Annotated in this window: 12 protein-coding genes and 1 tRNA gene; 5 read left to right on the top strand and 8 right to left on the bottom strand. The window is 39.8% G+C overall.

Features of this window, described 5'->3' with window-relative positions; translation table 11 throughout:
- Positions 1-132: 132 nt before the first annotated feature.
- The 3 genes from pncA to sppA form a co-directional block, all read right to left on the bottom strand.
- Complete coding sequence (pncA, locus tag M0M83_RS11065) at positions 133-759, bottom strand: bifunctional nicotinamidase/pyrazinamidase (RefSeq protein WP_248466584.1); 627 nt, start codon at positions 757-759, stop codon at positions 133-135.
- 22 nt (positions 760-781) lie between these two features.
- Entirely contained in the window at positions 782-1,801 is a 1,020-nt protein-coding gene (gene ansA, locus M0M83_RS11060; RefSeq protein ID WP_248466583.1) for an asparaginase, read from the bottom strand.
- A gap of 167 nt (positions 1,802-1,968) precedes the next feature.
- Complete coding sequence (sppA, locus tag M0M83_RS11055; protein ID WP_248466582.1) at positions 1,969-3,825, bottom strand: signal peptide peptidase SppA; 1,857 nt, start codon at positions 3,823-3,825, stop codon at positions 1,969-1,971.
- Positions 3,826-4,295: 470 nt separating this feature from the next.
- Here sppA and M0M83_RS11050 point away from each other — a divergent pair, with 470 nt between their 5' ends.
- Genes M0M83_RS11050 through M0M83_RS11040 form a run of 3 tightly spaced genes read left to right on the top strand, consistent with a single transcriptional unit; the run spans position 4,296 to position 7,831 of the window.
- The gene (locus M0M83_RS11050; protein ID WP_248466581.1) at positions 4,296-4,847 is read left to right on the top strand and encodes an NAD(P)H nitroreductase; all 552 of its coding nucleotides are present in this window, start codon (positions 4,296-4,298) and stop codon (positions 4,845-4,847) included.
- An 11-nt stretch (positions 4,848-4,858) separates the two neighbouring features.
- Positions 4,859-5,902: a selenide, water dikinase SelD gene (gene selD, locus M0M83_RS11045; protein ID WP_125893062.1), complete on the top strand. Its 1,044-nt coding sequence runs from the start codon at positions 4,859-4,861 to the stop codon at positions 5,900-5,902.
- A 3-nt stretch (positions 5,903-5,905) separates the two neighbouring features.
- Complete coding sequence (locus M0M83_RS11040; RefSeq protein ID WP_248466580.1) at positions 5,906-7,831, top strand: DNA topoisomerase III; 1,926 nt, start codon at positions 5,906-5,908, stop codon at positions 7,829-7,831.
- A gap of 41 nt (positions 7,832-7,872) precedes the next feature.
- Here the strand turns inward: M0M83_RS11040 and M0M83_RS11035 are convergent.
- Positions 7,873-9,083 (bottom strand): IS3 family transposase gene (locus M0M83_RS11035; protein WP_423811116.1). Its coding sequence is split into 2 segments (ribosomal slippage): positions 7,873-8,741 and positions 8,741-9,083, totalling 1,212 coding nucleotides; the frame shifts between segments, so codons are not numbered across the junction.
- Positions 9,084-9,193: 110 nt separating this feature from the next.
- Positions 9,194-10,006, bottom strand: a complete 813-nt coding sequence (gene xthA, locus M0M83_RS11030; protein ID WP_125893066.1) for an exodeoxyribonuclease III — start codon at positions 10,004-10,006, stop codon at positions 9,194-9,196.
- A 558-nt stretch (positions 10,007-10,564) separates the two neighbouring features.
- Here xthA and M0M83_RS11025 point away from each other — a divergent pair.
- Entirely contained in the window at positions 10,565-11,440 is an 876-nt protein-coding gene (locus tag M0M83_RS11025; RefSeq protein ID WP_125893068.1) for a LysR family transcriptional regulator, read from the top strand.
- On the opposite strand, the gene M0M83_RS11020 is transcribed toward M0M83_RS11025, so the two are convergent.
- The 3 genes from M0M83_RS11020 to M0M83_RS11010 form a co-directional block, all read right to left on the bottom strand.
- Positions 11,441-11,525: transfer RNA gene (locus tag M0M83_RS11020), tRNA-Tyr, on the bottom strand.
- A 159-nt stretch (positions 11,526-11,684) separates the two neighbouring features.
- Positions 11,685-12,533, bottom strand: coding sequence for a formyltetrahydrofolate deformylase (gene purU / locus M0M83_RS11015; protein WP_102138653.1), 849 nt, complete (start codon positions 12,531-12,533; stop codon positions 11,685-11,687).
- Positions 12,534-12,632: 99 nt separating this feature from the next.
- The gene (locus tag M0M83_RS11010; protein ID WP_125893070.1) at positions 12,633-13,112 is read right to left on the bottom strand and encodes a YchJ family protein; all 480 of its coding nucleotides are present in this window, start codon (positions 13,110-13,112) and stop codon (positions 12,633-12,635) included.
- A 125-nt stretch (positions 13,113-13,237) separates the two neighbouring features.
- On the opposite strand from M0M83_RS11010, the gene rssB reads away from it, so the two are divergent.
- Entirely contained in the window at positions 13,238-14,248 is a 1,011-nt protein-coding gene (gene rssB / locus M0M83_RS11005) for a two-component system response regulator RssB (RefSeq protein WP_125893072.1), read from the top strand.
- The last annotated feature ends 104 nt before the right edge of the window (positions 14,249-14,352 follow it).

Below are 14,352 nucleotides of genomic sequence, written 5' to 3'. Positions count from 1 at the left end.
TCTACAAAATAGTTTGTTTATTCAATGTGGCGCGGCATAGTGACAGTGTCACTGAACAAGTTTTCTCATATTGTTATTGAGAATATAGCCATTGGAAATAGATCATTGAGAAAACTTGTCCATAAAAATGCGCTAATGTAGGTCGGTTAAGGTAATTAGCCTTGCACCTTGTTCTTGCATTTCGGCTAAGGCGTCTTGGCTGTCATTAGCCGCTAGATTAACACCCCTACACCCATCAACGAGAACACCCACGGTATAGCCTAGTTTTAATGCATCTAGTACAGTAAATTTGACACAATAATCCGTCGCAATTCCCATAATAACTAAATGCGAAATGTGGTGTTCTTGTAGCCATGCATGAAGACGAGTTTGGCTAATTTTATCATTATCGAAAAAAGCACTATAGCTATCAACCTGTGGGTTTTCCCCTTTGGTGAAAATTTCACGAATAAGCGATTGATTTAAATTTGAGTGTAACTCAGCACCGTGTTCACCTTGAACGCAATGAATCGGCCACCAAACTTGTGTAATGCCGTTTAATTCACCGACTTCGCCAATTTGTGTGTTTGAATTAGCTGCGAAACTAAGGTGTGTCGCGGGATGCCAATCTTGACTTGCAATGATGTCTATCTGTTTTTGTTGGCAAATAGCGATTGCTTTATTCGCAACATCAATGACATGTTCGCTTTCATTTACTGCCAATGTCCCGCCGGTGCAAAAGTCGTTTTGTAAATCGACTAACAGTAAAGCTGTTTTCATTGTGTCCTCAGTATGTTATCTATTATTCATCAGCATAGCTCAACTCACCGCGTAAATTATTCTGCATTAGCTCACGGATTAACGCAGGGGTATAATTTTGGCTAAGTAAGTAGTGCAACTTACTTAAGGCGGCTTCAAAAGTCATGTCGTATCCACTGATCACTCCAGCTTCTGCAAGCGCGTGACCTGTGGCATAGCCTTCCATATTAACACGACCAGAAATGCATTGTGTCAGGTTCACCACAATAATTCCCCGATTCGTTGCCTCGCGAAGTATACGGAGTAATTCGGGTTGCTGAGGGGCATTACCGACACCGTAAGAGCGCAATATTAGTGCCTTAACGGGTTGCTGAAGAATATTGCGAACAATCTCAATGGAAAGTCCAGGGTAAAGTGTCACCACGCCGATAGGTTGAGGTGTAATTTGGTGGCCTTTAAATTCACCAATACCAATAGGAGCAGGGCATGTATTAAATGTGCGAATATTGATGCCCGCTTCCATTAGTGGTGAGCAGTTAGGCGAACTAAACGCATCAAAGCCGTCAGCATGGGCTTTAACGGTACGGTTACCGCGATATAATTTATTATTAAAAAATAGTCCGACTTCATTAACGGGGTAGTTTGCCGCTAAATATAATGCATTTAATAGATTCGTCTGCCCATCAGAACGCAATGCTTCCAAGGGGATTTGTGACCCTGTCACTATCACCGGTTTTTTCAAGTTTTCAAACATGAAAGATAACGCGGAAGCAGTAAAAGCCATGGTATCAGTGCCATGTAAAATGACAAACCCATCATAAAGTGGGTAGTTTTCACAAATGTCATCAGCGATAAGCTGCCAATCTTCAGGGGTAATATCAGATGAATCAATCAACGGCTGATGCTCACGGATCGTAAACTCAGGCATTTCAGGGCGGTGAAACTCGGGCATTTGAGCTAACTGAGCTTGTAAATGACCGGAAACCGGCACATATCCCTGTGGTGAATGGCGCATGCCAATTGTTCCGCCAGTATAGACAACATAAATGGATTTTTTCTGCATCTTATTACCTAATTTATCCAATTTATCGAAGGAGAGTGATTATCAGGATTTTGACGTATTTGTTAGCGTATTACTATCGTTAACTTACGAATAATTAGATTGATATAAGGTTATTGATGGGGTTGTGAGAGAAATCCCCTTCATTGGTTCTGAAGGGGATTTTGCGATCAATTAATTTCTGCGCAATTTAAGCAAAAAGCATAACGGTTTTGCGGGTCATTCATTTTTAAGAAAAATTGAGCTTGCTGGCGGATGTCCGTCGCGACTGCAGGAGGTAAAAACACGTGTAGCACATCTGGCATTACGGCTTGAACGTTTGTGGTTAATTCAAGTAGCAATTGATCCATAAAGGTCAGTTCGGGCTTCATCCAATCTAACTTAACGTCACTGAGTTTAGCGAGCTCAGCGGCTTTATCTACCGCATTATCAAAATCACCTAGCTGGTCGACAAGGCCATTTTTCAATGCATCTTGCCCGATCCACACACGGCCTTGCGCAATTTTATCTATCTCCGCAGGTGTTTTATGGCGAGCTTTAGCGACTAAGCCAATAAATGTTTCATAGCCATTTTCAATGGTGATTTGCATCATGTCTGCAAATTGTGGGCTGATCCCTTTCGTCAACGAAACATCAGCTAATGGTGACGTTGATACACCATCAGTATATACACCAATAGAATCTAAGGATTTTTCAAAGGTATTGATCACGCCAAATATACCAATTGAACCAGTCAATGTGTTTGGACTGGCAATAATATAGTCCGCAGGCGTTGATACCCAGTAACCACCTGATGCCGCCATACCCCCCATAGAAACCACAACAGGTTTGCCCGCTGCATGGGCAGAAGCCAGTTCACTGCGGATCAAATCAGAAGCACTGACGCTTCCACCCGGGCTGTTAACACGTAAGACAATCGCTTTAATATTATCATCAAGGCGAGCATCGCGGATTTGTGCTGCGATGGTATCGCCTCCGGCAATTCCTGCTGTTTGCGGGCCATCCATGATGGCTCCTTGAACAACAATTACAGCGATATTGCCACCTTGACTTGTATTGGTATCTGCTATTTTAGCGGAATAATCATAGATACTAATATTATTGAATTGTTTATCTTCTTTATTCCAACCAAAGTGTTTACTGAGTAAGTCTTCAACTTGTTCGTTGGTATAAAGTTTATCAACCAACTTTTGTTTTAAAGCATACTGCGCGCTATCGCCTTTGACTGATCGTAATTGTTCTAAAATAGCATCAGCCCCAGGGAAAATTTGTGCGCTGGTTGTATTACGGTTTTTGGCGATTTCTGCGAGGTAATTGTTCCAAAGGGCATCTAACCACTGTTTATTGGCTAAACGTGCCTCAGGGGACATATCATCACGCATTAACGGCTCAACTGCAGATTTATAAGTACCTACACGGAATATATGGCTACTGACTTTAAGTTTTTCTAATAGTGTCTTGTAATATAGGCCATTAGTTGCAAAACCATACACGCCAACAGCCCCTTGTGGGGTGAGGTAGATATCATCAGCGTAACTAGCAAGGTAGTATTGTGACTGATTATAACTGTTACCGATGGCGTAAACCTGTTTTCCAGAATGTTTAAATTCGTTGATCGCCTTACCGATATAAGCTAATGAGGGCTGATCAGCGCCAACTAAATTATCTAGGCGTAATACCATCCCTGTGATCCGGTCATCATTTGCAGCGGTGCGGATGGTGTCAACGATGTCGAATAGTGAATTTTCTTGCATGCGGCTATTTGAAGTCCCCAGCAGTTCACGACTCATGCGACCAAATGGGTCGGGAGCAGAAACTTGGTCTACAATAACGCCCTGCAAATCTACATATAAAGCACCAAAATAATTTTTTTCGGGTTGAGTATCTGTTTGGTAAAGGGCAATCGACCCAATAACGACAAAAAATAATACTAAGAAAATAGCGTTGAAAACGAATTCCCTAATAAAGTTTAGTGCTCGCCAGCTGATTCTAAAGATGGTAGCGATGATGTCCCATAGTTGACGCATGTTTTCTCCTATCCTGCATATTTTGCACCAAAGGGTGTTGGCTTCATTGGTTTACCGTTGATTAATGGCACAAACTATTTTTGGATATTACATAAATATATCTTTCTACAGTTGGACTATTTCCACCTGCAGCACGAATTAACAACAATATACTCAAAAGCAAATCCGTTACCCGATCATCACATCGAACGCTTGATATCTAAGTTATATCAATACAATTAGTTGCAATTGTGGGCTATCTTTATGCATAACAAAATTAAGATACGCACGGTACAATGTTTCAATGATATTTTTCACGTATAACAAATGATACAATTCAATGAATTTATAACGTAATTTTACCTGGCGGATCATTGTTATTGTTGTATTAGTGTAAGCGATTTTCCTTTAAGCTTAAACAATAGATAGCATGGGTATAATTATCTAATTTAATGATTATCATATCAGTTTACTCTTAAACGGAGACAAAAATGGATGCTCTAACCCTTTTGTTGAACCGCCGTTCAGCTTCTAGACTCACAACACCTGCACCGCAAGGCGAAGAACTTAATAACATACTTGCTGCAGGGATGAGAGCACCCGATCACGGTGCGTTAAAACCGTGGCATTTTGTTGTTATGCAAAATGAGGGGATTAAACGCTTCAGTCAGCTATTAGAAAAAGCAGCAATTGAAGGGCAGTTAGGCGCTGAGGTAGAAGAAAAAGCACGTAATGCACCTTTTCGTGCCCCATTAATTATTACGGTGATTGCAAAATTAAAAGATCACCCCAAAGTACCACAATGGGAACAATTAGTTGCTGCGAGTTGTACTGTGCAGGCGATGCAAATGGCTGCAGTAGCTCAGGGTTTTGGCGGTATATGGCGGTCAGGGGCATGGACAGAAGATGCCGTGGTTCGTGCAGGACTAGGTTGTGGAGATAACGACCGTATTGTTGGGTTTCTTTATTTAGGAACACCAGAGCTTAAAGCACCAACAAAAGTACAAACGCCCGACATGACCGGTTTTGTATCTCACTTCTAAAGAGAATAATAATGACTGAAAAAATTAGATTAACGCAATATAGTCATGGCGCAGGCTGTGGCTGTAAAATTGCACCGAAAGTATTAGAACAAATCTTACACACAGAACAAGCAAAATTTCATGACCCCCATTTGTTAGTCGGTAATGAAACGAAAGATGATGCCGCTGTTTATGATTTAGGTAATGGGATTGGCATCATCAGCACAACTGACTTTTTCATGCCGATCGTTGACTCTCCGTTTGAATTCGGCCGTATCGCCGCAACGAATGCGATAAGCGATATTTTTGCGATGGGCGGAAAACCCATCATGGCAATCGCCATTTTAGGCTGGCCTATTGCTAAATTACCGCCAGAAGTGGCTCGAGAAGTGATTGAAGGTGGCCGAGCTGCCTGTGCAGATGCCGGTATTTCATTGGCTGGTGGGCATTCCATTGATGCGCCTGAACCTATTTTTGGGTTAGCGGTAACAGGTGTGGTGAATACTGAATATGTGAAGAAAAATAGTGCGGCGACAGCAGGTTGTGAACTGTTTTTAACTAAGCCTTTAGGGATCGGTGTGTTAACAACCGCAGAGAAAAAAGGCGTGTTAGCACCTGAACACCAGCACCTTGCGTCTGAAACCATGTGCCAAATGAATAAAATAGGCGCTGTCATTGCACCTTTAGAGGGGGTTACTGCGATGACAGATGTGACCGGTTTTGGGTTATTAGGTCATTTAAGTGAGATTTGTGAAGGCTCTAACGTTCGCGCCGAAATTTCTTTCAATAAAGTTCCTAAATTAGCGGATGTCGAAAAATATATTGAAGCCGGCTGTGTTCCCGGCGGAACAACCCGTAACTTCGACAGCTATGGTCATCTTATTGGCCCTATGAATGATATGCAGCGCCAGCTACTGTGTGACCCGCAGACCTCTGGGGGCCTACTCATTGCAGTAAAACCTTCCGAAGTGTCTAAAATTAAAGAGATTGCACAGCAGCAAGGTGTTTTGTTACAGTCTATCGGTAAATTATTACCCCATCAGGATAATGTTCCTTTAGTTGAAGTGATAGATTAATTTATGCGTTTGTTTATTGCGGAAAAACCGAGCCTAGCAAGGGCCATTGCAGATGTATTACCCAAACCTCATAAACGAGGTGATGGTTTTATTCAATGTGGTGATGGCCAAACCGTAACATGGTGTATTGGCCACCTTTTAGAACAGGCTGAGCCGGATGCCTATGAGCCTCGGTACGCACGTTGGAATCTTCAGGATCTGCCAATTATCCCTGATAAATGGCAGTTGAAGCCCCGTTCCGCAGTAACTAAACAATTAAAAACCATTGAAACATTGCTGAAGCAAGCTTCAACCGTCGTTCATGCAGGGGACCCTGATAGAGAAGGTCAATTGCTGGTGGACGAAGTGCTTGATTTTTTAAAGCTCGATCCTGAAAAACGCAAAGAAGTAAAACGTTGTTTAATTAATGACCTTAATCCTCAAGCGGTTGAGCGGGCAATTGACCGTTTAAGAGAAAATCGCGAGTTTATTCCTCTTTGCGTCTCTGCCTTAGCAAGAGCACGAGCAGATTGGTTGTATGGCATCAATATGACTCGGGCTTATACGCTATTAGGTCAACGGGGGGGGTATCAAGGTGTTCTTTCTGTTGGGCGAGTGCAAACGCCAGTTTTGGGGTTAGTCGTCAGGCGAGATGAAGATATCGAAAACTTTGTTCCTAAAGATTATTTCGAGGTAAAAGCTCATATTGTTACGCCAAAGGATGAGCGCTTTGTCGCAATATGGCAGCCGAGCGACTCCTGTATTGATTACCAAGACGAAGAGGGGCGTTTATTCCATCGGCCGCTCGCAGAGCATGTAGTATCACGTATCGAGGGCAAACCTGCCATCGTGACACAATATCAGGATAAGCGAGAATCTGAAATTGCACCGTTGCCTTTTTCTTTATCATCTTTACAGATTGAAGCCGCTAAAAAGTATGCATTGAGTGCGCAAGAAGTGTTGGATATTTGCCAACGCTTGTATGAAACGCACAAATTAATTACGTACCCGCGTTCAGATAGCCGCTATCTGCCTGATGAACATTTTGCAGGGCGGCACAGTGTATTGAATGCAATTGCGGTACATCAACCAGATCTCACTGAATTTGAATTGACAGAGTTGGATAAAAAAAACCGTTGTTGGGACGACAAAAAAGTGGATGCCCACCATGCAATCATTCCAACAGCGAAAACGGCAGCAACAAAGCTAACTGAAAATGAAAGTAAAATTTACCAACTGATTGCACGTCAATATATTATCCAGTTTATGCCTGATGCGGTTTACCGTAAGTGCACGATTGATCTCGAAATTGAAAAGGGTAAATTTATTGCAAAAGCGCGGTTTCTTGCTGAAGCTGGCTGGCGAGTTGTTCTAGGCAATAAAGAGCGTGATGCTGAAAACGATGGTATGCCGCTACCCGTTGTGAGTAAAAATGATGAGCTTTTGTGTGAAAAAGGGGAAGTGGTTGAGCGGCAAACACAGCCCCCACGCCCTTTTACGGATGCGACCTTATTATCCGCGATGACAGGAATTGCGCGTTTTGTGCAAGATAAAGCATTAAAAAAAGTATTGCGAGAAACGGATGGATTAGGCACCGAAGCAACGCGTGCAGGGATCATCGATTTACTTTTCAAACGTCAATTTTTATATAAAAAAGGGCGCTATATCCATTCCTCTCCAGCGGGTAGAGCCCTGATCCATGTCTTACCTGATATGGCGACGTTGCCGGATATGACGGCCCATTGGGAGTCAGTGTTAACCCAAATTAGTGAAAAACAATCCCGCTACGATGACTTTATGCAGCCGCTTAACGAAACCTTGATGCAATTAATTCACCATGCGCGCCAGTTTACAAATTTGAGGGCATTTCGAGAGCTACCGGCCCCATCAGTAAAAACAGGGAAAAAACCAGCAAAAACGGGTAAAAAAACGAAAAAGAAAGAAGATTAGTTGAGTCTGGTTGACTAGTCCTGATATAGGTTGACAACTTTTCAGGCATAAAACGCTCGGTGAACCTCATCGGGCGTTTTATAGTTTAATGATAAATGCGGGCGCCTTTCATTATAAATCTGGATTGATTCTTCAACCAACCTTCGTGCCTGCTCTAAATTTCTTGGTTTTACTAGAAGATACTCCATTTTTAATATTCCATTAATTCTTTCTGCTAAGGCATTTTGATAGCAATCATAGCCATCAGTCATAGAACATTGAATATTATGATTTCTATGTATTTCTTGATACTCCGACGAACAATACTGTAGCCCACGATCTGAATGATGGATCAGCGATGTTGTCGAACAGCGTTTTTTTAAAGCCTGAACCAGCGACTTCTTCACCGAACTTGTTTTCATATTGTCATCTAAATGATATCCCACGATTTTTCGCGAGTACGCATCCGTAATTAAACTTAAATAGGTATCACCCTCATGTGTCGATAAATAGGTAATATCCGCTACCCAGAGTTGCTCAGGCTGTGTGGGGATAAATCCTGACTTAATTAAATTTGGATGTCGATGAAAACGATGATGGCTTAAAGTTGTTCTATGATAAGCCCGCTTATTCGGCACAAGTAACCGATGTTCCTTCAATAAAGTAAATAGCCGGTCACGACCAATAATCATTTGTTTTTGCTTTAAAATAAAATGTAACTTACGCCCTCCCAGTCTGGGATGAAAGGCGCGTTCAGACTTAACAATATCAATAATGGCCGTATCGATTTTTTGTCGTTCTTCAGTCTTATCCTGTCGCTTGTAGTAGGCTTGCCGGCTAATATTCATAAAACGACAAGCTATTGTTACGGTGAGGTTTTTAACCGTTTTTTCTTTAATAACTCGGCCTTGCGCTTTTTTGACAAGCGAACTCCGAAGTCTCTATCCATAACTTTGACAACAGCTTCAAAGAAATCGGATTTAAGCCGAGCTTCTTCAAGTTCCCTTTCGAGTAGTTTGATGCGTTGTTCTGGGGTTTGTTGCTCAGGAGTTTGGGTCATAGCAGTACCTTTATAAAGAGTATTGGGCGTACCTTCAGACCAATCTAATCTACCATGTTTACGAAGCCATACCAAAACGGTAGAACATCCTTGTATCCCATATTGATATTGAGCTTGTTTATAGGTGAGTTCGCCTTTTTCTACTTGGTCAACAACCTGTAATTTAAAAGCGAGGGAATAATCGCGTTGAGTTCGTTTAGTGATTGCTTTCATTACACTCTCCAATTTTAGATTGGAAAAGTGTCAACCTTATTTAGGATGGGTCAGGTAAAACAATAAAAGGCGCGTAAAGCGCCTTTTTGCATTATACCTCGTGAGGAAAATTATTTTGTTAGGTCAAATTCAGACCATACAGGTGCGTGGTCTGACGGTTTTTCCATCCCTCTAATGTCATAATCAATCCCCGTAGCGATACAGCGTTCTGCTAGCTTATTTGATGCAAGCAGTAAGTCGATACGTAAGCCTCTGTTATCATCAAAGCCTTTAGAACGGTAGTCAAACCATGAGTAACAATCAGAAACATCAGGGTTTTTTGCACGGTATGTATCAACTAAACCCCAGCCTAATAATTTGGCTAACCACTCACGTTCCTCGGGTAAAAAAGAACATTTCCCGGTTTTTAACCAACGTTTGCGGTTTACATCACCAATACCGATATCAAGATCCGTTGGGCTGATATTCATATCACCCATAATGAGTAACTGTGACTCTGCAGTTTGCGTTGATGTAATATAACTTTGTAAATCTTGATAAAATTTTTCTTTTGCCGGAAATTTAGTGGGGTGGTCACGGCTTTCCCCTTGCGGGAAATAACCATTTACCACAGTCAATGGGCCTCGTTCAGTTTGAATGTCAGCCATGATAATACGACGCTGTGCGTCATCATCGTCAGTAGGGAAGCCTTTACGGACAGCAAGAGGCTCATTTTTAGTCAAAAGCGCAACACCATAATGCGCTTTTTGACCGTGATAAAAAACATGATAGCCGAGCTGACTAACTTCTTCATAAGGAAACATATCATCATGGACTTTTGTTTCTTGTAAGCCAATAACCTCAGGTTGATGTTTTTCTATGATTGCAGCGAGTTGGTGAGGGCGAGCTCGAAGGCCATTGATATTGAACGATATGAATTTCATGGTTTTTTATCACCTAGTTTTATGATTATTATGCTTATTCTACCAGATGGTAGCAATACTGTAACCCCACGAAGCATATTTCAACGATTAGGTTATTTATAAGTGGTTATGATAACAATAGACATGAGATGACCTATTGTTAATATAGAGTCAAAACTCAGTACATAATATAAAGATAATAATATATATAAATAATCAAAAAATATCATAGTTAGTCAAATTTATTCTATGTACTAGAGTTTGATTTCCTATTGAAATTAAATTAATAATTTCAATATTAACTAGTTTTATTTTCATTTAAAGTCAATTGGTTATTTATATTTTAATGTGATTTAATAGTGGGGTCATAAAAAATAATCAATCTAAACAGTATAATATATTGCTTTGTAATGATGGAAATTATAAAAATACTTTTATGAAATATTGTTAATCATTCAATAAAAAATCAAGATTGACTTTTTATTTTATAGATTAATTTATGGGCTAATCAATATAATTATTAATGAGAAAGTTAAGTATGTTGATTAACATTTTAATAAACGGAATGGGGTCATAGATATGTTCTTTTCAAGAAAATTAGAGGCGTTTATGGCGGTTGTTGAGAATGGCTCGTTAAGTAAGGCTGCAAGAGTGATGAACCGTACGACACCTCCCATCGCAAAGTCAATCAAAGACTTTGAGACAAGCCTAGGTAAACGGCTTTTTAAACGAGAAAAATTTGGAATGACATTAACTAAGGATGGCCAAGAACTTTATAATGATCTAAGAGATCTTTATTTACAGGAGAAGGAAATAACGAAAAAACATTTTTCGGGTTATATAATCAATGAAGCTAATATTTATTATGACTGGGGGAAGGAAAATCATTTAATTAATTTATATCAATCAGCACATCAAAATAATGTACAAGTAAATATATTAAGGTTTAATTATGATGAAGTAGATGAAATTGTCGATTATGATGGGAATACACTTATACTTAGTTCAGAACAGGTGGTTAGTGAGCGATTTTCATTACAAAAAATAATAGAAAACTCACCATTAGGTATTTATTGCAGAAAAGAGCTGTATGAAAAATTTAATTATGACCTGGTGACACTATTACAAAAAAGTACATGGTTATGTGATCCTGCATTTTATAAAAGTTCATTGATGAGTGACTTATTGGCAAAAATTGAAACAGTTGATAATAAAACGAGTGTGAGACAAATGGATAATATAGGTTGTTGCCAAAGTTTCATTCAAGAGGGTGATTTCATTGGTATTATAGATCATTATCCAGAGGAAGAGTTGGTTGATAAATCATTGATTTATATATCATTGAACAAAATATTAGGAAAAAGTGTGTGTTATATCTATAAATCAAAATCACACTCAAGTGTGTTAAATCGCTTTATGGGAGTTGTGGATAAACTAGGAGGTGAAACTAATTGATGGTGGTGGGAGAAGGATTCGAACCTTCGAAGTCTGTGACGGCAGATTTACAGTCTGCTCCCTTTGGCCGCTTGGGTATCCCACCAGGTTTTAAATTGCTGTAATCGTTGACAGCGGGCGGCATCATATCAAATGACGCGCCGCTGTAAAGCATTAATTTTCAATAAAATGGTTGGTTGCTGTTTTTTTATTCTTAATGCCTGTTAAATCAACAAATCGTTGTTAAATAAGCCACTATTTTGGCTTATAAAATAATAGTGCGATTACCATATACAAATACACGTTGAGCTAAGACCCAATAGAGTGCATGGCTGAGGACATTTTTTTCGACATCACGCCCTGCACGCATCATATCATCCGCTGTGAATGTATGGTCTATATTAATTACATTCTGTGTAATGATTGGACCTTCATCGAGGTTGTCATTAACAAAGTGCGCAGTGGCTCCAATAATTTTTACGCCACGCTCATAAGCTTGGTGGTAGGGGCGGGCACCAATAAATGCGGGTAAAAATGAGTGATGAATATTGATGATTTGGTTTGGATAATGTTGCACAAATGCAGGTGTTAATACGCGCATATATTTAGCCAATACAACATAGTCAGGCTGATATTGGTCAATCTGCGCTGTCATTTTTTCGTCATGTTGTTCGCGAGTTAGGCCTTCATGACTAATATGGTGGAATGGGATATCAAATTGTTCGACTAAGTTCTTTAGTGTATCGTGGTTCCCAATAACCGCCGCAATTTCAACATCCAACCCATCATAAGCACTTTTCATGAGTAGGTCGCCCAGACAATGAGCTTCTTTTGTTACCATGACGACAATACGGCGTCGACCCGCTGTGTTTAATTCGCGTTGAGACCCAACTGGTAATGCATCATCAAGGTCAGCTAATAATGTCTCATCGTTGAAAATACCTTCTAGCTCAGTTCTCATGAAGAAGCGGCCAGTGTGGTGATCAACGAACTCATTATTTTGTACGATATTGAGTTGATGCTTATAACAAATATTGGTGATTTTCGCGATTAATCCTTTCGCGTCAGGGCAAATTGTCCTGAGAATTTTCTTCTGTACAATTTTGTGTTGCATGAAACAGCCTAATCCTTAACTAACAAAGCGATATAAAAAAGAAAATGATGGGTTGAGTATTACGTGTGCCTTTTTAGACAGACATCAAATAAAGGGTGACTAGTCTGGATGTCCACACTTTTTATATTTTTGACCAGAGCCACAAGGGCACAAATCATTGCGACCAACTTTGGGCGTAATGCCGTCTATATAATACCAACACGAATCCATCTTAATAAAACGCGAACGTTCATGAATAAGCTGCTTATGATCAGCTTTTTCATCAATAAAGCAAGCCGAAAATTCGACATAGGCTTCATTGGATTTTTTGGCATAAGAAGAACTAATAACACGAAGACCAAGCCAGTGTGTCATCGAAAAACTATTTGTAATTTCCTGATACCATTCTTGAGCCTGGCAATCAGGGTGCCATGTTTTAATTAGATAATCGGCATTTTGCTGTACATAAGCGCTATATCTTGAGCGCATAAGCTGCTCTGGCGTCTGTGGGATTGATTTTCCTTGTAAAAAAGGGGCACAACATTGTACAAATTGTGCTTCGTTACCACAGCAACACTTATCTTCTGCTTGTGATTTCATAACACTCCCTATAAAAATAAGTATAAGATTGAAAAGTCACTATACTTAAATGATGATGAATAAATGATTTTATCGTATGAATAATTGTATTGTTAATTAAACTAGGCTCTTGCAGTAGGTATCTTATGAAAAATAGAAAAGTACTCATAATAGAAGACGAAATCACCTTCTGTACAATTTTAAAAAACTACCTAGAAACACTGGGTCTTGAGATCTATACCGCAGATAATGGCCAATTAGCAATAGAGATGTTAACTGAAGAGCGCATCAATCCCGATATTATTCTATGCGACCTAAATATGCCAGTTATGGATGGTGAAGCGTTTATGCGCGAGCTAGTTGCGCGTAATATTGATATTCCAGTCATTGTGATCACAGCAACAACAGATTTTACGCAGTTAGACCGAATGTTTCGTTTAGGTGCAAAAGATGCTTTGTTAAAACCAATCAAAAATTTAGATGAAGTTAAAGTGACACTCCTTTCGGCACTGTATCCTGAGCAAAATAGCTTCACAGCGCTGAATGGGGAGGACGCTAATCAAATTTCTGTGTTAATGCAAGAGCATACGCAAGATATGTTGGCAATATTGAAACAGTTACAACCGCCAGTACATCAAATTATAAATAGTTATCGAATTAACTATCGTCAGCTTAATGAGGCTAATCGCTTTGGCTTATTATTAGACTTAGCGGCTATTTCAGACAGCCAAATAGGGTTTTACTGCATTGATACTGAGCGTTCTTCGCAAGAAGGTATTATGGCTGCATTTTTGATTCGTGTGGTGTTCAACGACCTCTTAAAAAGTGCGGTAAGTTATCCAGACAAAAAACTACCCAATATTGATAGGATCATTAATCAAATAAATTACCTACTGGAAGACTCAGGGTTTAATGGGCAGTTTCCATTATTATTAGGGTATTTTAATACACAAAATAAATCGATTATTATGGCGAGTGCGGGCTTAGAAGCGGAAATAACGACAGAAAATACACATGTTAAGTTACCTAGAAACCTGCCTTTAGGTACGCTAAAATTTTATCAATCTAATCATTTAGAGGTAAAAGGAAATGCTTGGCAGTGCTTAATTCGTAATAATAGTCAGAAAATAAAACTTATGTTTAATCCCGAAACATAATTAATGCCTAAAATGCGTATTCCTGTAATCTAAATAACCCTATTCGGACTCGTCGCTATTTATTCATGAATATTTCCTGATATACTTCTGCGCACTTAAAATGC

The sequence above is a fragment of the Providencia rettgeri genome (assembly GCF_023205015.1).
Taxonomy (GTDB): domain Bacteria; phylum Pseudomonadota; class Gammaproteobacteria; order Enterobacterales; family Enterobacteriaceae; genus Providencia; species Providencia rettgeri_E.
The sequence above is the reverse complement of the archived record's forward strand: the minus strand, read 5'-3'. Positions and strand labels throughout refer to the sequence as shown.

What these genes read in the sequence shown, in the direction of transcription:
- pncA (WP_248466584.1), bottom strand. Translation starts at nt 759, where the DNA reads ATGAAAACAGCTTTACTGTTAGTCGATTTACAAAACGACTTTTGCACC.
- ansA (WP_248466583.1), bottom strand. Translation starts at nt 1,801, where the DNA reads ATGCAGAAAAAATCCATTTATGTTGTCTATACTGGCGGAACAATTGGC.
- sppA (WP_248466582.1), bottom strand. Translation starts at nt 3,825, where the DNA reads ATGCGTCAACTATGGGACATCATCGCTACCATCTTTAGAATCAGCTGG.
- M0M83_RS11050 (WP_248466581.1), top strand. Translation starts at nt 4,296, where the DNA reads ATGGATGCTCTAACCCTTTTGTTGAACCGCCGTTCAGCTTCTAGACTC.
- selD (WP_125893062.1), top strand. Translation starts at nt 4,859, where the DNA reads ATGACTGAAAAAATTAGATTAACGCAATATAGTCATGGCGCAGGCTGT.
- M0M83_RS11040 (WP_248466580.1), top strand. Translation starts at nt 5,906, where the DNA reads ATGCGTTTGTTTATTGCGGAAAAACCGAGCCTAGCAAGGGCCATTGCA.
- xthA (WP_125893066.1), bottom strand. Translation starts at nt 10,006, where the DNA reads ATGAAATTCATATCGTTCAATATCAATGGCCTTCGAGCTCGCCCTCAC.
- M0M83_RS11025 (WP_125893068.1), top strand. Translation starts at nt 10,565, where the DNA reads ATGTTCTTTTCAAGAAAATTAGAGGCGTTTATGGCGGTTGTTGAGAAT.
- purU (WP_102138653.1), bottom strand. Translation starts at nt 12,533, where the DNA reads ATGCAACACAAAATTGTACAGAAGAAAATTCTCAGGACAATTTGCCCT.
- M0M83_RS11010 (WP_125893070.1), bottom strand. Translation starts at nt 13,112, where the DNA reads ATGAAATCACAAGCAGAAGATAAGTGTTGCTGTGGTAACGAAGCACAA.
- rssB (WP_125893072.1), top strand. Translation starts at nt 13,238, where the DNA reads ATGAAAAATAGAAAAGTACTCATAATAGAAGACGAAATCACCTTCTGT.